The organism is Bartonella sp. bp_1, from assembly GCF_055808085.1.
The window spans coordinates 1,962,515-1,979,571 of record NZ_CM147851.1 but is presented as its reverse complement, the minus strand read 5'-3'; the positions used below and the strand labels follow the sequence as shown (position 1 = coordinate 1,979,571).

The 17,057-nt window shown below is 46.1% G+C and carries 15 protein-coding genes; 14 read left to right on the top strand and 1 reads right to left on the bottom strand.

The window, feature by feature from the left end:
* Nucleotides 1-7 precede the first annotated feature (7 nt).
* On the top strand, nucleotides 8-1,045 hold the full coding sequence (gene ruvB / locus ACYZ97_RS09850) for a Holliday junction branch migration DNA helicase RuvB (RefSeq protein WP_473298497.1): 1,038 nt from the start codon (nucleotides 8-10) through the stop codon (nucleotides 1,043-1,045).
* On the top strand, nucleotides 1,035-1,478 hold the full coding sequence (gene ybgC, locus ACYZ97_RS09845; protein WP_473298495.1) for a tol-pal system-associated acyl-CoA thioesterase: 444 nt from the start codon (nucleotides 1,035-1,037) through the stop codon (nucleotides 1,476-1,478). Before ruvB ends, ybgC begins: the two co-directional genes overlap by 11 nt.
* A 32-nt stretch (nucleotides 1,479-1,510) precedes the next feature.
* On the opposite strand, the gene ACYZ97_RS09840 is transcribed toward ybgC, so the two are convergent.
* Nucleotides 1,511-4,543 (bottom strand): CHAT domain-containing protein, encoded by a 3,033-nt coding sequence (locus ACYZ97_RS09840; protein ID WP_473298493.1) that lies wholly within the window; start codon nucleotides 4,541-4,543, stop codon nucleotides 1,511-1,513.
* A 232-nt stretch (nucleotides 4,544-4,775) separates the two neighbouring features.
* Between ACYZ97_RS09840 and glnH the strand changes: the two genes are divergently transcribed.
* The 12 genes from glnH (at nucleotide 4,776) to ftsH (ending at nucleotide 16,989) form a co-directional block, all read left to right on the top strand.
* Entirely contained in the window at nucleotides 4,776-5,516 is a 741-nt protein-coding gene (gene glnH, locus ACYZ97_RS09835) for a glutamine ABC transporter substrate-binding protein GlnH (protein WP_473298491.1), read from the top strand.
* Between the two features lie 126 nt (nucleotides 5,517-5,642).
* Nucleotides 5,643-6,311 (top strand): ABC transporter permease subunit, encoded by a 669-nt coding sequence (locus tag ACYZ97_RS09830; protein WP_473298489.1) that lies wholly within the window; start codon nucleotides 5,643-5,645, stop codon nucleotides 6,309-6,311.
* Nucleotides 6,308-7,042, top strand: a complete 735-nt coding sequence (glnQ, locus tag ACYZ97_RS09825) for a glutamine ABC transporter ATP-binding protein GlnQ (RefSeq protein ID WP_473298487.1) — start codon at nucleotides 6,308-6,310, stop codon at nucleotides 7,040-7,042. Before ACYZ97_RS09830 ends, glnQ begins: the two co-directional genes overlap by 4 nt.
* Nucleotides 7,043-7,256: 214 nt before the next feature.
* Nucleotides 7,257-7,961, top strand: a complete 705-nt coding sequence (gene tolQ / locus ACYZ97_RS09820; RefSeq protein ID WP_473298485.1) for a protein TolQ — start codon at nucleotides 7,257-7,259, stop codon at nucleotides 7,959-7,961.
* A 21-nt stretch (nucleotides 7,962-7,982) separates the two neighbouring features.
* Nucleotides 7,983-8,447, top strand: coding sequence for a protein TolR (tolR, locus tag ACYZ97_RS09815; RefSeq protein ID WP_473298484.1), 465 nt, complete (start codon nucleotides 7,983-7,985; stop codon nucleotides 8,445-8,447).
* Nucleotides 8,448-8,473: 26 nt separating this feature from the next.
* On the top strand, nucleotides 8,474-9,562 hold the full coding sequence (locus ACYZ97_RS09810) for a cell envelope integrity TolA family protein (RefSeq protein ID WP_473298483.1): 1,089 nt from the start codon (nucleotides 8,474-8,476) through the stop codon (nucleotides 9,560-9,562).
* 50 nt (nucleotides 9,563-9,612) lie between these two features.
* Nucleotides 9,613-10,149: a cell envelope integrity TolA family protein gene (locus ACYZ97_RS09805; RefSeq protein WP_473298481.1), complete on the top strand. Its 537-nt coding sequence runs from the start codon at nucleotides 9,613-9,615 to the stop codon at nucleotides 10,147-10,149.
* Between the two features lie 112 nt (nucleotides 10,150-10,261).
* The gene (gene tolB, locus ACYZ97_RS09800) at nucleotides 10,262-11,542 is read left to right on the top strand and encodes a Tol-Pal system beta propeller repeat protein TolB (RefSeq protein ID WP_473300678.1); all 1,281 of its coding nucleotides are present in this window, start codon (nucleotides 10,262-10,264) and stop codon (nucleotides 11,540-11,542) included.
* A 244-nt stretch (nucleotides 11,543-11,786) separates the two neighbouring features.
* Entirely contained in the window at nucleotides 11,787-12,287 is a 501-nt protein-coding gene (gene pal / locus ACYZ97_RS09795; RefSeq protein WP_473298479.1) for a peptidoglycan-associated lipoprotein Pal, read from the top strand.
* Nucleotides 12,288-12,529: 242 nt separating this feature from the next.
* On the top strand, nucleotides 12,530-13,579 hold the full coding sequence (ybgF, locus tag ACYZ97_RS09790; RefSeq protein WP_473298478.1) for a tol-pal system protein YbgF: 1,050 nt from the start codon (nucleotides 12,530-12,532) through the stop codon (nucleotides 13,577-13,579).
* Between the two features lie 9 nt (nucleotides 13,580-13,588).
* Nucleotides 13,589-14,920 (top strand): tRNA lysidine(34) synthetase TilS, encoded by a 1,332-nt coding sequence (tilS, locus tag ACYZ97_RS09785; RefSeq protein ID WP_473298476.1) that lies wholly within the window; start codon nucleotides 13,589-13,591, stop codon nucleotides 14,918-14,920.
* Nucleotides 14,921-15,039: 119 nt separating this feature from the next.
* Entirely contained in the window at nucleotides 15,040-16,989 is a 1,950-nt protein-coding gene (gene ftsH, locus ACYZ97_RS09780) for an ATP-dependent zinc metalloprotease FtsH (RefSeq protein ID WP_473298475.1), read from the top strand.
* Nucleotides 16,990-17,057 lie beyond the last annotated feature (68 nt).

Genomic DNA, 17,057 nt, shown 5'->3' with positions numbered 1-17,057 from the left:
CGCTTAGATGGAAAATGATCGTTTGATTTCGGCTGATATGCGTGGTGAAGATAGTGATCCGTCATTGCGGCCGCAGACGCTCGACGATTTTATCGGTCAGGCGGCAGCACGCGCCAATCTTAAAATTTTTATTGAAGCGGCCAAAACGCGCAAGGAAGCGCTGGACCATGTGCTGTTTGTCGGTCCGCCCGGATTGGGTAAAACAACATTGGCACAAATTATGGCACGTGAACTGGGTGTTAATTTTCGTTCGACATCGGGGCCGGTTATTGCCAAAGCAGGTGATTTGGCAGCGCTTTTGACGAATTTGGAAGAAGGCGATGTGTTGTTTATTGACGAGATCCACCGTCTCAGTCCGGCAGTCGAGGAAATCCTGTATCCGGCTATGGAAGATTATCAACTGGATCTGATTATCGGTGAAGGGCCAGCAGCGCGTTCGGTCAAGATTGATCTGGCAAAGTTCACTCTTGTGGCGGCGACAACCCGTTTGGGACTTTTGACGACGCCGCTACGTGATCGTTTTGGCATTCCGGTAAGGTTGAATTTTTATACGGTGGAAGAGCTGGAACAGATTGTCCGCCGTGGTGCGCGATTGATGAAAATTGCAATTTCCGACGATGGTGCGCATGAAGTTGCGGCGCGTGCACGTGGCACACCGCGTATTGCCGGGCGTTTGCTGCGGCGGGTGCGAGACTTTGCTCTTGTTGGTGGTGTAGATGTTGTTGACCGCAGGATTGCCGATGAAGCTTTGTTGCGGCTAGAGGTTGACGGGCGCGGTCTTGATCAGCTTGATCGGCGTTATCTTAGCATGATTGCGGAAAACTTTGGCGGTGGACCGGTTGGAATTGAAACAATCGCGGCTGGTCTTTCGGAGCCGCGCGATGCTATCGAGGATATTATCGAACCCTATCTGATCCAGCAGGGTTTTATCCAGCGTACACCGCGTGGGCGTATTATGACACCGAAAGCTTTTGAACATATGGGATTGGCTGCACCGCAAACAGTTGCAACGCCGCAATTTGGATTATTTGAAGATGACGAATAGTCAAGAAAATATAGCGCTTGACGGTATTCTAAAAGATGGTCGTCATTGTTTGCAGGCGCGTATTTATTATGCGGATACAGACTTCTCCGGTGTTGTCTATCATGCCCGTTATCTTGAGTTTTTAGAACGTGGTCGTTCCGAGTTTTTGCGGGCAAGCGGTATTCATCATACGCAATTGGCACAGGGGGAGACGGGTGAAAAACTGGCATGGATTGTGCGACGTATGGAGATCGAATTTAAAAAACCGGCACGTATTGATGATCTGGTGACGATTATAACATCAATTACAGCAATTAGCGGCGCGCGTGTCAGCATGCAACAGGCCATTTTTTGTAATGATGTGGAACTGGTCGTAGCCCGTGTTGAAGCAGCGATTATCAATGAAGAGGGACGCCCGCGGCGGTTTCCTAAAAGTTTTCAGCTGGCGCATTGATCATAAGCCGCAGTCAATTTTCTTTTTAGCTATCAGTTTTCAATCAGGACAAAGGCTGTTGCTGTCTCAAGGCTGACATGGGGTAGTTCGTGGCGGTAAACTTCCCGTTTTACTGCATTAATTGCTTGTTCGTATGAAAAGCCGTTTGCTACATATTCATAAAAACGAATGATGAAAATGGAAGCCTGATCGTCATAGACTTGCTTGCGTGCCAAGAGACTGCGTTTGGCACCGGCGGCCGCCAATGCGGAAGAAAAACCTAAAATACCATCTCCATAGCTGATATCGCCATCTGCCGTCTCGCAAGCAGAAACAATGACAAGTTCGGTATTTTGCAACGGCCAGTGCATGATCTCGGATGCGTGCAATATGCCGTCATTATCCGGATTGTCCTGTTTTGTCATTTGCGTCGGCGCTGAAAGAATGATCCCGCTGCGCTCCAATGGATCATCTTGTGTTGTAGAATCGGGTTTGAAAAATCCATGGGTGGCAAAATGAATAATAGTTTTATTGCGGCTTTCCTTATAAATATTGCGCTCATTGGCGTCTGAACCGCCAAGCCATATGGTTTTGGCCGATTTTTTATCAAGCAATTCATGTGCGGCCTGTGTTTCAATTTTTGTATAGGGTAAAGGAGCGAGCAGCATATGTTCGGGATAGCTGACGTTGCCGATAAGAAGGGCGGTCGTATCTTTTATAGAAGGCGTTTTGCGCATTGAATCAATAGCGGAACGATTGCGTGCAATGGTGACATCCCGCTTCATGAAAAAGGGCTGGTTATTTTTATCGAGAAGGGAATCAAAAGGCACAAGAGCCAGTTCGCCATCGGGTACGATATAGATATGTCTGATATCTTTAAGATTTTTTTCAAGTGGTGCAAGCAATATATCGTAGAATTTACGCAGGCTTTCATTTCCAGAAGAGCTGTCTATCTGACTTTGTTCTGAAAGCATGGCTTGAATAGAGTGAGCGGACTGGAGAACATGAACGAAGCTTTTATCACTTCCCAGTGTGATTATCGCAAAGAGATAATCTTGCATTTCGGCATTGTCTGACATTTTTGAATTTATAATGATGAAATCAATAATGGCTTCATCGGCATAAATAGGTAGGGCTCGATCCTTATCGGCTTGTTGTTGTCCGGTGTTTTTTTGGACGTCCATTTGTGTGCGCAAGGTACTTAAACGATCTGTCAGTTTCGATTCATTGATTGTCAGATCACGTTGAAACTTTGCTTTTTCTACAGGGTCTTGTGATTGGTAAAGCTGTACTCTGAGTGCGTCAATCGTTTTGAGGCGCTCTTTATCATCACTTGTTAAAGCATTGTGCTGCTGGAGAAGAAATTGTCTTTCCATTGAGATTGGCGTTTTCCATTCGTGTGCAATTGTTTCGATTAACAATGTTGCTTTAGGATCTTTTAGGGATGCATGGAGTGCAAAAGTAAATATCCGGCTGATGTCTTCATGTGTACTTTTGGCGATTTGATCGATGATGAAAGGATCGGATGTTGCAAAGAGTTCACGGCGTTGCCATTGGCGCAATCGCTGTTCAAGTTTTATATAGGCATCAACGGCGCCATCTGTTTCATATGATAATGCATAAACTGCTCTTTTGAGGCGGTAGATCGAAATGGGATCCAAAGGGCCGTAAATCATGTCACTCCATAAAGAGGATTTGTTGAGATATTGAATGGCTTTTTGGCAGTTGCCTTCTCGGGCTGTGGCTTGGGCTAATGCAAAAGCAAGATCAGCATTATAGGCGGAAGCATCGGCATTGTCAGGCAAGGTCGGCATAGTAGCTGTATCATGTTTGCCAAAAAGCGCATAAAACATCTTTTGTGCGAGCTGTGTATCAGGATGTTTGGCACCATAAGCATTTTGACGCTGTGCAATCATATGCTGGAATGTTTCAAAGGCTGTTTTGAAATCACCCAGTTCAAACAAATCAAGAGCCATATTGTAAAGGCTTGTCTGTGTATCTGGATGGGTAGCACCTAAATTTTGAACGCGCCATGAATAGGCTTTTTTATCCATTTCATAGGCTTTGTCCGGCTGTTTGATGGTGCGATAGACATTGGCCAAATTATTGGTTGTGGTCATGAATTGGTTATTATCGAGGCCAGCTTTCATGCTGCGCTGATAGGCCTCGCGCAAAAATAAAAGGGCCGCCGCAGGATGGCCTGCCACATCATAGGTTTGTCCCATACCATCATAAGCGATGATGGTGCGTGTGTCATTCAAGCCTCCGGTATGTTCAAGAATATCAATTGCCTTGCGATGATAGTCGATGGCTTTATCGAATTGCAGTTTGTCCCGCTCTAGGACGGCAAGATTGAAATAGGTTATGCCGAGAAAGACACTTTCGGGTTGGTTCGATATGGCGGTAAGCAGTAGCAAAAAAGTTTGAGACGCAGTTTCCATATGGCCACTATTTTGCAAGCGGATTGCCAGATTGTTGAGGGCCATACTATAATCATGGAAGTTGACCGCGCGTAGTTTTGTCAGTGCCTTTTCACGTACAACCATTGCCCCTGTCACATCACCGGCTTCTTCCATGAAGAAAGATTGTTTGACAAAGGCCTGCAATGTCGCAGAATCGTCACTGCCAAGCCAAAGTTCGCGAAAATGTGCCCAGTTTTGTGCAATGATTGCCGCTTTTTTCTTATTATTGGCAGCATAGATTGCTTCGGTATAGAGATACCAGACATGGTCGATGGCATCGGATGGTATATTGTCCAAGGGGATGTCGAGAGCTGTAGAAAGATATTCGGCGGCCTTGCGTGGCTGGCCGGTTTGTGTGGAAATTTCACCCATGTCCATAGCCAGTAAGAAACGGGTTTTATTGTCAGAGGTTTCATCAAAAAGTTTTTGAAGCCGCTCTAATGCACGATCAAAACGTCCTGACTGTATATCATCGGAAATGGTCTGGCGTATTTTATCAGGAAAATGGTCAAGCGCTTGTTCATGCGCAATAGCGACTGGCATATGAAAGACAATAAGGATTAAAAGTGACAGGATGCATTTGGGCATGATGTCCAAGCGGAAAAGAGCAGCAAATATTTTCATGTTTTGTGCCTCTGTCGTTGCTGCAATTTATGATATTTTATTATAGGTTTATATTGTGTTCTATAATGCCATTATATTGGTTTAATTATTAAAAACAGGATTGACGACGGAAAATAGGCTTGAGACTTTGGTTAAAGCGCCATATTGTCTATAATCAGTCATTGTTCATGTCCTGCTTCAGGCTGAATGGTTTCTGTACTGTAAAATCATCAAGAGATGAAGGGATCTTTACATGAAATTTAAATTAGGTTTAGCCGCTGCGATTTTAGCTGCCGCTTTTACATTCAACGGTTCGGCTCAAGCAAAAGATTTGGTTTTTGCAACCGATACAGCCTTTGTGCCATTCAGCTTTAAAGAAGGCGATAAATATGTCGGCTTCGATGTTGAGATTTGGGATGCTATTGCTAAAGAAATGGGCGTAAAATATGAACTGCGTCCAATGGACTTTGCCGGTATTGTTCCCGGTGTTCAGGCAGGGCAAATCGATGTCGCTATGGCGGGTATGACGATTACAGAAGAGCGTAAGAAAGTCGTTGATTTCTCCGATCCTTATTATAATAGCGGTTTGTTATTGATGGTGCGTGCGGATAGCGATATTAAATCTGCCGATGATTTGAAAGGCAAGACTATCGCCTTGAAAACCGGCACCGGTTCTGTTCCTTATGCAACTGAGCATTATAAGGATGTAGAGCAGCGTCAGTTCCCCAATATTGATAATGCTTTTCTTGAATTGCAGACTGGGCGTGTTGACGCTGTGCTGCATGATGCACCCAATATCCAATATTATGCGGCAACAGGCGGTAAAGGCAAAGTCAAGATTATCGGTGATATTCTTGAAGCCCAGCAATATGGTGCTGCGATGAAAAAAGGAAGTGATTTGACTGCAAAATATAATGCAGCCCTTGCTAAGATTCGTGAAAACGGAACTTATGCTGAAATTTATAAAAAGTGGTTCGGTACAGAACCAAAGTAATTGCTTTGCTTATTAAAAGGGCGCTTGCGCCCTTTTTTTATTATCATTTTTATTTTATAAGCGGCCAACTTTTAATTATTGACGATGTTGGCGAATAATTTTCACTTTTTCATATTAGGATGAATCATGGATTTCGACTGGTCTGCGATTAATATTGCAATGCCGCAACTTTTAAACGGCGTTCAATGGACCTTGATCATTTCGATTATAGGCATTCCTGCGGGTTTTGTATTGGGGTTGGTGCTGGGCATGGCCCGTGCCTATAAAGTTCCTGTCTTGAATTGGGTGGCGATGATTTATATCGAGTTGATCCGTGGCACCCCGGTGATCTTGCAGGTGATGTTCATCTATTTTGCTTTGCCGCTTATATCTATTTTCGGATATCATATCACGTTAAGCGCACCTGTTGCAGGCATTATAACGATCATGCTCAACTCGGCTTCCTATATTGCTGAAATTGTACGTGGTGCCCTGATTTCGGTCAGTCCGGGTCTGCGTGAGGCTGGTCTGGCTCTTGGTTTGCCGACATGGAAGGTTGTGATGAAAGTGATCTTGCCGATTGCTTGGCGACGTATGATCCCGCCTTTAGGTAATCAATGTATTATTTCATTGAAGGATACATCCTTGCTGATGGTGATTGGTGTCACGGAATTGATGCGTCGTGGCAACGAGATTGCTTCGACCAATTATCGTTATCCTGAAATTTTGACCACAGTTGGCGCGCTCTATCTGATCATGACAATTTCATTGACGATTATTTTGCGTATTACTGAAAAACGGATTCGTATGTTATGAGCCAAGCTATTGTTGAATTTAAAAAGGTCTCTAAGCGTTTTGATCAGCTTGTGGTGCTGGATAATGTTGACCTGACAATCAATCAGGGTGAAGTTGTTGTGTTGATCGGTCCGTCAGGGTCGGGTAAATCGACTTTGCTGCGTTGTATCAATGCCTTGGAAAAAATCAGCGGTGGTGATCTTATCGTTGATGGTATTTCCGTGTTGGGCGGACGTTCCAAAATTCGCCAGATCCGTCAGGAAGCCGGTATGGTTTTCCAACAATTCAATCTTTTCCCGCAAATGACGGCGGTTGAAAATGTTGCTTTTGGACCGCGTGAAGTGCGTGGAACATCTAAAAAACAGGCTTTGAAAGAAGCCCATGAATTATTGGGCAAGGTAGGTTTGTCGGAGCGCGCCAATCATTATCCGTCCGAACTTTCGGGTGGTCAACAGCAGCGTGTAGCTATTGCCCGCGCTCTTGCTGTCAAGCCCAAGCTGATGTTGTTTGATGAACCGACATCGGCATTGGATCCTGAACTGCGTCAGGAAGTGCTGAAGGTGATGCAGACTTTGGCATTAAGCGGCATGACGATGATTGTGGTCACACATGAAATTGGTTTTGCCAAGGATGTTGGGTCGCGGCTTATTTTTATGGAAAACGGCAAAATCAGTGTTGATGGCGATCCTGTAGAGATGATTGAAAAGCCTTCCAATCCACGATTGAAGGAATTTTTGCAGCACGTTAAATAGGTTTTAGTCTTTTTGTAGCCACTGTTCAATCAACCAATCTTTAACCATGCACTGTTAAATTTACACAGAATCAACGGCTTTGATCCGATACAGTTTTAATGTTGGATTCTGGCCTTTGTTTTAACAAAATTTGTCGTCAGATATTGCATCTGTTCAAATAGTGTCGCCCGGTTTTGATGTTGAGCCGGGCGTTTGGATTCAAGGATTGGAAATTATGCCTTCAATTGAGCTTGCAAGTCCCGAAACGGTAGGAATCTGGAGCCTGTTTATGCAGGCAAACTGGGTTGTCAAACTTGTTATGATCGGGTTGCTGCTGGCTTCTGTCTGGAGCTGGGCGATCATTATTGATAAGCTGTTTTTTTATGGCCGCGTGCGCCGTGGGATTAACCGCTTCGAACAGGTTTTCTGGTCAGGTCAGTCGCTGGAAGAACTTTATCGCAATCTCGATGAAAAACGTGTCTCTGGTATGAGTGCTGTTTTTATGTCGGCTATGCGCGAGTGGAAAAAATCCTTTGAAAAGGGTGCGCGTTCTCCCATTGGCCTTCAAAGCCGTATTGATAAGGCTATGGATGTTGCTTTGGCACGTGAAAGTGAAAAACTTGAACAGCGTTTGGGCTTTCTTGCCACGGTTGGCTCATCGGCTCCTTTTATCGGTCTTTTTGGTACGGTTGTCGGTATTATGAGTTCGTTCCAGTCGATTGCAGCGTCTAAGAATACGTCTCTTGCTGTTGTTGCGCCGGGTATTGCCGAAGCGTTGTTGGCGACAGCTATTGGTTTGTTGGCTGCGATTCCTGCCGTTATTGCTTATAACAAATTGTCAGGGGATGTTGCCAAAATGACTGGGCGGATGGAAGGTTTTGCCGACGAATTTTCGGCTATTTTATCGCGACAGATTGATGAAAAACTAAACGCCCGTTAGGCGGGTTAAGGAAGTTTCGATATGGGTATGTCAGGACCAGGGGCAGCAAAAAATGGCGGTCGTCGTGGCCGTCGACGTAGCAATAAGCATGGGCTTATGAGTGAAATCAACGTGACGCCTTTTGTTGATGTTATGCTGGTATTGCTCATTATCTTTATGGTTTCGGCCCCTTTGCTTGTAAATGGTGTACCGCTTGATTTGCCGCAGACACAGGCGGGCCCTGTTAATGCGGATACCCAGCCTTTGACGGTTTCAATTGATGCGAATGGCAAACTTGGTGTCAATAATGAATATTATGACACGCCGGAACAGATTATTGCCAAATTGAAGGCGCAGACTGACAATGGAACCGATCCGGCAAAGCAGCGTATATTTGTGCGTGGTGCCAAGACTATTGCTTATGAAAAGGTTTTAGGGCTTTTGGCAATGATTCAAAAGGCGGGTTTTAGCAATGTTGCACTTGCAAGTCTGCCAGAGCAGAACTGAATGTGAAGAGCAGGTAAGTTGATCAAATGAAAGCAGGTTTGGCGACATCGGTAGCGGCACACGTTATCGCACTGGGATGGGGCATGGTTGTCCTGTCTTCGCCGGCTCAATTTGACGCGACCTTGAACGAGCCATTGCCGGTCACCGTACCGATTGAAGATGAAATGTCTGTCCAGAAAGGCAGCCTGTCAGCCAGTCAGGAAAATAAAGCAGCGGAAGCGCCGACGACCAAACAGGATGAAGATAAACCCGATGCCAAGAATGTCGGGGAAGGTAAAGTGGATGTTAAGGCGCCGCTAAAGCCGAAAGAGCGTCCCCGCGAGGTCGAGACATCGCAGCCCAAGGCGGGTGATCCTGATGCCAAGACACCGATTGTACCGCCTGATAATCCGCAAAAGAGCGATGATCAGGAACAGGTCGACAAACCGGAAGAACAGCCTGCCCCTGAAAAACCGAAGGAACCGGTTAAAGAGCCGGTCGAGACGCAGGCGCCGTCAGAAAAGCCTGCAGATACGGCAGAGTCTGTTGTGCCTGATCCAACTATTCCTGCTTTGCCAGATCAGGCGCCTGTGCCAATGGCCAAGCCACAACAGGTTGCAGATAAGACTGAACGCGCACCGACTGAAAAGCCTAAAGAGAAGTCCCAATCTGCCAAGGGCGAAAAAGACGAGTTGTCAGAGATGATCAACGATGCGCTGCTTAACAACAATGCCAAGACGCAAGGCGGCGGGGCCAAGCGCTCGCAAGGGCCGGAAGGTTTTGGTGCAAGCCAGAATATTGGTGAGCAGAACAGGCTTGCCCAGACATTTGCCAATATTGTGGCGTCATGTGTTCACAGCAAGTTTAATGTTTTGGCCTTGGGCGGTGGTGCCCAATCGGATTTGAAAATCAAGGCGCATTTCTATCTTAATGTAGATGGATCGCTTGTCGGTACCCCTGAGGTCAGTACAACAGGTGGTGACAATCGCGAGCAAGCGGTCGCCATGAATCAGGCCTATGCCGCTTTGGCAAACTGTTCTCCTTTTCCGTTGCCGGCGGACAAGTATAATATGTGGAAAGAAATTGAAATGGTTTTTGATCCTTATGAAAAATCACGAGTCGGAAGCCAGAGATAATCGGGCATTGGGTGTAGGAACGCGTTTATGGCTATGAAGGCTTGAGAACAATGATTATCAGAAGGCTTTTGGCGTTGTGCTTTGTACTGGGTTTTAGCGTTGGCGGTATGGCGAATAATGCTGTTTCGCAATCGAAAATCGATACAGCCGGCAATCATTCTGATTCTGTTGCAGATGATTTTGTTAGCAACACAATGGATGTGCAGATTGCGAGCGCCAAGCGCGCACAAGGGGCGCAAGTTTCGAAGACAAGTCAAAACATTGGCGAAGAGGATAGGCTCGCCCGGACATTTGCCAATATTGTGACTTCATGTGTTGGAAGCAAATTCAATGTGCTGGCTTTGGGTGGAAAACAATTGGATTTGAAACTCAAGGTGCATTTCTATCTTAATGTAGATGGCTCGCTTGTTGGTACCCCTGAGGTCAGCGCAACAGGCGGCGATAATCGCCAGCAAGCGGTCGGCATTTATCAGGCCTATGCCGCTTTGGCAAACTGTTCGCCTTTTCCGTTGCCAGCGGACAAGTATGATATATGGAAAGAAGTTGAGTTGATCATTGATCCTTTTAAAGGTCTTAGAAAGTTGTAATCTGGCAATATGGAACATGATAAGGGCGGTATAGGCCGTTTATGGCGTTGGAATGAAAAGGTTGGAATTGACAATGATAAAACGGTTCTGGGCGGTATGTGTCCTTTATGTTATGGTGATGGTTGGTTGTTCAGGCCATGCGTGGGCGCAATTGAAAGTTGATGTAACCGGCGGTAATTTTGATCCTATTCCGATTGCGGTGACCGATTTTCTGGCCGGTGACACAATGGGTACGCAGATTACTTCGGTGATTGCTGCGGATCTCGAGCGTTCCGGTCTTTTCAATCCGATTGATCGCGCTTCTTTTCTAGAGCGTATTTCGAACCCCGATATCCAGCCGCGTTTTACTGATTGGCAGCAGATTGGGGCGCAGGGACTGGTAACAGGCCGTGTCACCAAGGAAACCGATGGTCGTCTTCGTGTTGAGTTCCGCCTTTGGAATGTTTATACAGGTCAGCAAATGGAAGGACGCCAGTTCTATACAACACCCGATAGCTGGCGGCGTGTTGCCCATATCATTGCAGATGCAATCTATTCTAAAATGACAGGTGAAACCGGTTATTTCGATACACGGATTGTCTTCATCGATGAAACAGGCCCGCGCAATGGACGTATCAAGCGTCTGGCAATCATGGATCAGGATGGTGCTAATTTGCGTTATCTTTCCAATGGTAAGGAAATCAGCATTACGCCGCGTTTTTCACCAAGCCGACAAGAAATCACCTATATGGCCTATACCAATAATGTACCGCGCGTTTATCTTCAGCAGATTGATGCTCCCGGTGCAGGAGCGCCACAACGTGAATTGGTTGGCACATTTCCTAATATGACGATTGCGCCGCGTTTCTCGCCGGATGGACAAAAAGTCATTATGAGTCTGTTGCAGGATAATGGCAGTGCCAATCTTTATACAATGGATTTGCGCTCTAGTACGACAATGCGACTGACCACGACGCCTGCTATTGATACATCCGCATCCTATTCGCCAGATGGTTCGAAGATTGTATTTTCATCGGATCGTGGTGGATCGCCACAGCTCTATGTGATGAATGCCGATGGCAGTGACCAGCAACGTATTTCTCATGGCGATGGTAGCTATTCAACGCCTGTCTGGTCGCCGCGTGGTGATTATATTGCCTTTACTAAACAGTCGCAGGGCCAGTTTTCAATCGGTGTTATGCTGACTGATGGCTCGGGCGAACGTTTGTTGACTACCGGTTATCATAATGAGGGGCCGACCTGGGCACCGAATGGGCGTGTCATCATGTTTTTCCGGCAAAATCCCGGTCAGGGCCCTAAACTTTATACAATTGATATTACAGGGCGCAATGAACGACAGGTGCCCACACCCAATGATGCATCTGATCCGGCATGGTCACCTTTGTTGGATTAGATTTTTGATGGAACACGATGATAACAGGCCCTTTGTGGGCCTGTTTCATTTCAGGGTATAATTTGGAAAAGTCTTTTTGCTTTAATCTATAATCAATGTCGTGAATTTGCCGTAATTATACGAAAACTTATATATGTAAAAATAAATCAAATTGACGCATCATTAACCATAGTTATTGAAGGCGTTTTAATGAAAAGCGATTAAGACAGCTTTATGATTGTTCTAATTTAAGGAGTTCCGGCTCATGCGCCGTATCATGACAATCGCTCGCGCCTCGATTGCCGCAGCGCTTTTTGCATCACTTGCTTTGGCAGGTTGTTCAGGTAAAAACAAATATAATGATCCGAATGCCTTGGGTTTGAATGCTAAACCCGGCACCCCGCAGGATTTTACGGTCAATGTTGGAGACCGTATTTTCTTTGATCTTGATTCATCGTCGATTCGTGCCGATGCCCAGCAGACTTTGGCCCGTCAGGCCCAATGGTTGTTGCGTTATCCGCAATATCGTGTTGTGACGGTTGAAGGTCATGCTGATGAACGCGGCACACGTGAATATAATATTGCATTGGGTCAGCGTCGTGCGGTTGCTGCGCGTGATTATTTAATCTCGCAAGGTGTACCGGCAAGCCGCTTGCGTACTATTTCCTACGGTAAGGAACGTCCTGTTGCCGTCTGTGATGACGTATCATGCTGGAACCAGAACCGCCGTGCTGTAACCGTGATTTCTAACGGTGCCGGCAGCTGATCTGGTTATAATATAGAAAATTGAAAAAGCGGCTCTTCAGGGCCGCTTTTTTATTGGTTGTATTGAAGTATGCCATCAAATATTATGGACGACAAAATTTTGCCGGACTTCAAGGATAGGCAATGTCTATTGAAAATAGGAGCCTGACTTATGGGTTTCTTGCTTGAACGGGTTTTATTCTTTATGGGCTTTGATTGTATGTGAGCGATGCGATATGGGCCGCTATATAAAAGGAATGAATAATGGCATTGCAGTCTTTGGCTTATAAAGGGTTGGCCCCGGCTATTTTGGCGGGAATGGTGGTATTTTCGTCTATGTCTTCATATGCGGCAACAGGTGGCGAAGGCGGGAGCCGTTTTTTTGGCGGTATTTTTTCGTCAAAGCAGTCTCAGCCGTCTGTTGAGCAGGGACATGTTCAATTGGCACAGGCCGTGGATCCTCGGGTCAATGATTTGGAGGAACATGTGCGCCAGTTGACCGGTCGAGTTGAAGAGCTCAATTTTATGGTCTTACAGATGCAAGAGCAGATACGTCAATTGCAGGGGGGAGATCAAAACGTAACATCGGTTGCCCCAACGGCGCGTACCGATATGCCGGTCAATAACCAGACTGCCAATAATACAGCATCTTCAACACCAACAATGACAGATGATATGAACGGACGCAGTTCTAATCCTCGGAGCACGCCGCAAACAAAACGTAGCGGTGGTTTTTTGCCGGGTGTGTTTTCATCAGGCCGAACAGCACAGGATGGCAACGATAAGACACCTGTAGCCACAACGGATGGATCAGCTACGCCTCCGCAGGAGCTTGGCACTATCCAGTTTGACAAGGATGGCAATATTATCGGCCAGTCCAGCGATGCGGCACCAACAGATGCGACACAGCAAAATCCGACTGAGATCAGTGACCCCAAGCAGCTTTATGATATAGGATATAAGCGTATTCTGGCGGGTGATTATAGCGATGCAGAAACTATTTTTCGCACATTTCAGGAGCGTTTCCCTAATGATCCAATGATTGCCGATGCCAGTTTCTGGCTGGGTGAATCGCTTTACGGACAGGGAAAATACTCTGATGCTGCGGCCGTTTATACCGATGTGCAGCATAATTATCGCGATTCACCGCGTGGGCCGGAAAATCTTTTAAAACTTGGCATGACAATGGCCAAGCTTGAAAATACGAAAGTGGCTTGCGCTGTCTTCGCTGAAATTGGTAAACGTTATAAGAATACTGATCCGATGCTTGTTAAACGGGTTAAGGATGAGCAAAATCGTAATCATTGCCAGTAAGCCGAGCCTGTGAAACCATTTGCCGAAAATATCTTTGAAGAATCTGATTTTTCTGGCACCGATACAATTATTGCCGCTGTTTCGGGGGGCAGTGATTCACTTTCATTACTGTTTCTTTTAAAAGAGGCCTTGGCAAAGCGCGCCGATCCGCCGCAACTGGTGGCGGTGACGGTTGATCATCGATTGCGTCCGCAAGCGCGTGAAGAGGCGCAATGGGTTGCGGCATTATGCGCAAAATTAGGGATCAAGCATAAAATTGTCAGTTGGGTGGATGCCAAGCCTTTGACTGCACTGTCCCGTCAGGCGCGAATTGCCCGCTATAATCTGCTGTTGAGCGAAGCCCGTCGGCTGGGGGCGAAGGTCATTATGACCGGCCATACACTCAATGATCAGGCTGAAACCTATTATATGCGTTTGCAACGTGGCAGTGTGCGGGGACTTTCCTGTATGCCGCGTGAAGCCTTGATGGGTTCTTTAGGTTGTGATTCTATGGATGAAAAAATCCGTCTGATCCGGCCGCTTTTATCTTTACGCCGTAAGGTGTTGCGCGATTTCTTGCAACATTATGACCAAAGCTGGATTGATGATCCAAGTAATGAATGTGATCATTATGAACGGGTGAGGATGCGTAAAAAGCTATCTGATAATGATATTATGATAGCCCAGAATGCTGTGCTGCAAGCGGCCCAATCGCGTCGTCAACAATCGGCGCGTATTGCGGCCTTGATAGGAACGGTAGCTCCCAGACTTGATGCCGAATGTTTGCAGTTTCCTCTTTCTAAAGTGCAGGACTATTCTGATTTTGCTTTTATGCTGGGTGTTTTTGCGGCTGTTCTCGGAGGTGCGGAGTTTCTTCCAAATGATAGCCATATCCAGCATTTAGAAAATTTTATCACGCGGCCGATAGCAACAGTGACCCGGTTAACGCTTGCCGGTGCAGTGATCGAACGGGGCCTGAAGAAATGGCAGATATGGCGTGAAAATCGCAATTTACAAAATAGCGATATTGCACCGAAGGCTGGCGGTATATGGGATCAGCGCTTCTACTTTAGCAATAAGAGTGATCGACCAATCCATATCGCACCTGCCAGTCTTTTCGATCTTCAAAAATATGTACGGGATCATAATTTATCACGCGACCAGCTGCATTTTCCTTCATTGCAATCGGGTTTTTCAATACGGCAAGGGCAGAAACTTTATTTGCCGCAACTTAATCATAAGGCATTGAAGACAACAGATATCCGTTTCTGCCGTATCATGCGCCCTTTTGTATGGCTCGTTTCTGGTGATGATGTACTGATGGTAAAAGCGTTGGAACAGATTTTTACGCAAAAAAATTAAGGATGCTGTACAACAATCATAAATTATCAAAGAAAACAGTGGTCTTGGCCTTGGCAAGCAATGGTTGAGTGCATATGTTAGGTGAAATGTGTTTGCGTTATGCATAGAATGGACTGAAGATGAATCCTATTTATCGGCCCTATTTTATTTGGGGTATTATTGCTCTTGTGCTGATTACCTTGTTTTCTTTTTATAATGAATCAGGAAGTCAGTCATCGACTTCCAATATTTCATATTCGGATTTCCTAGCAAAAGTTGATAATAACGAGATCAAGGACGTTGAGATTCAAGGCCAGCGGCTTATTGGGAAGACCGGGCCCAATACCTCTGTCAATTCTTATGCACCTAATGATCCGACATTGGTGGGACGGTTAGAAAAAAAGGGTGTCAATATACATGCCTCGGTTGACACATCCGGCAATAATACTTTTATGAATCTTCTCTATTCGCTTCTGCCGATTGTCTTGTTGATTGCAGTCTGGATATTTTTTATGCGCCAGATGCAGGGTGGTTCTCGCGGAGCGATGGGTTTTGGCAAATCCAAGGCCAAGCTTTTGACCGAAGCACATGGGCGTGTGACATTTCAGGATGTCGCCGGTGTCGATGAAGCCAAGGAAGATCTTGAGGAAATTGTTGAATTCTTGCGTGACCCGCAGAAGTTTCAGCGTCTTGGTGGTCGTATTCCGCGTGGTGTCCTGCTTGTTGGTCCTCCCGGAACCGGTAAGACTTTGTTGGCGCGTTCTGTTGCCGGTGAAGCGAATGTGCCGTTTTTTACCATTTCAGGGTCTGATTTCGTTGAGATGTTTGTTGGTGTTGGTGCCAGCCGTGTGCGTGATATGTTCGAACAGGCCAAAAAAAATGCGCCTTGCATTATTTTCATTGACGAAATTGATGCTGTCGGCCGTCATCGTGGCGCCGGCATGGGGGGCGGCAATGATGAGCGCGAACAGACATTGAACCAGCTTCTGGTTGAAATGGACGGTTTTGAACCCAATGAAAGCGTGATCATTATCGCAGCGACCAACCGTCCAGATGTGTTGGATCAGGCCTTGTTGCGTCCGGGTCGTTTTGATCGTCAGGTTGTTGTTTCCAATCCTGATGTTGCCGGTCGTGAACAGATTTTGAAGGTTCATGTGCGCAATGTGCCGTTGGCACCTAATGTCGATCTTAAGATAATGGCACGTGGTACGCCCGGTTTTTCCGGTGCCGATTTGATGAACTTGGTTAATGAAGCGGCTTTGATGGCGGCCCGTCGCAATAAGCGCCTTGTTACCATGCAGGAGTTTGAAGATGCTAAAGACAAGGTTTTGATGGGCGCAGAGCGTCGTTCATCAGCCATGACGGAAGCTGAAAAAGAACTGACAGCCTATCATGAATCGGGTCATGCCGTTGTTGCACTTAATCTGCCGGCAACCGATCCTGTCCATAAAGCAACCATCGTGCCGCGTGGCCGAGCTTTGGGTATGGTGATGCAGTTGCCGGAAGGTGACCGTTATTCGATCAGTTATCGCTGGATGATTTCACGTCTTGCGATTATGATGGGTGGGCGCGTAGCGGAAGAAATGAAGTTCGGTAAGGAAAATATTACGGCTGGTGCTTCATCCGATATTGAACAGGCTACAAAGCTTGCGCGCAATATGGTCACTAAATGGGGATTTTCTGATAAGTTGGGCAATGTTGCCTATGGAGAAGAACAGCAGAATTCTTATGTCGGTTTTGGTGGTGGCCGTAAGGCAGATGTTTCGGAAGAAACAGCCCAGTTGATTGATTCCGAGGTACGTAAACTGATTGATGAAGCTTATAAGACAGCCACTAAAATTTTAACAACAAAGAAAAAACAGTGGGTTGCCTTGGCTGAAGGCCTGCTTGAATACGAGACATTGACAGGTAGCGAAATCAATGACGTGATTAATGGTAAGCCTCCTTCACGTGATATGGGTAAGGATACACCGCCGTCACGTGGCTCAACAGTTCCCAAAGCTGGAAAAGCGACAGCCAAGCCGAAGGCGGCACCTAAAAAACGTGTGGTAAAACCGAAAACAAACGATGAGCCGGAACCGCAAGCTTAAAAAGATTAACCTTAAAATAGAAAACAAAGGCGTCTTTATTTGAAGACGCCTTTGTTTTGCTGTCTTTT

Coding starts and splice junctions, on each gene's coding strand:
- tolB (WP_473300678.1), top strand. CDS start 10,262: ATGGTGATGGTTGGTTGTTCAGGCCATGCGTGGGCGCAATTGAAAGTT.
- ruvB (WP_473298497.1), top strand. CDS start 8: ATGGAAAATGATCGTTTGATTTCGGCTGATATGCGTGGTGAAGATAGT.
- glnQ (WP_473298487.1), top strand. CDS start 6,308: ATGAGCCAAGCTATTGTTGAATTTAAAAAGGTCTCTAAGCGTTTTGAT.
- ACYZ97_RS09840 (WP_473298493.1), bottom strand. CDS start 4,543: ATGAAAATATTTGCTGCTCTTTTCCGCTTGGACATCATGCCCAAATGC.
- ACYZ97_RS09830 (WP_473298489.1), top strand. CDS start 5,643: ATGGATTTCGACTGGTCTGCGATTAATATTGCAATGCCGCAACTTTTA.
- tolR (WP_473298484.1), top strand. CDS start 7,983: ATGGGTATGTCAGGACCAGGGGCAGCAAAAAATGGCGGTCGTCGTGGC.
- ACYZ97_RS09810 (WP_473298483.1), top strand. CDS start 8,474: ATGAAAGCAGGTTTGGCGACATCGGTAGCGGCACACGTTATCGCACTG.
- ybgF (WP_473298478.1), top strand. CDS start 12,530: ATGGCATTGCAGTCTTTGGCTTATAAAGGGTTGGCCCCGGCTATTTTG.
- tolQ (WP_473298485.1), top strand. CDS start 7,257: ATGCCTTCAATTGAGCTTGCAAGTCCCGAAACGGTAGGAATCTGGAGC.
- ftsH (WP_473298475.1), top strand. CDS start 15,040: ATGAATCCTATTTATCGGCCCTATTTTATTTGGGGTATTATTGCTCTT.
- pal (WP_473298479.1), top strand. CDS start 11,787: ATGCGCCGTATCATGACAATCGCTCGCGCCTCGATTGCCGCAGCGCTT.
- ACYZ97_RS09805 (WP_473298481.1), top strand. CDS start 9,613: ATGATTATCAGAAGGCTTTTGGCGTTGTGCTTTGTACTGGGTTTTAGC.
- ybgC (WP_473298495.1), top strand. CDS start 1,035: ATGACGAATAGTCAAGAAAATATAGCGCTTGACGGTATTCTAAAAGAT.
- glnH (WP_473298491.1), top strand. CDS start 4,776: ATGAAATTTAAATTAGGTTTAGCCGCTGCGATTTTAGCTGCCGCTTTT.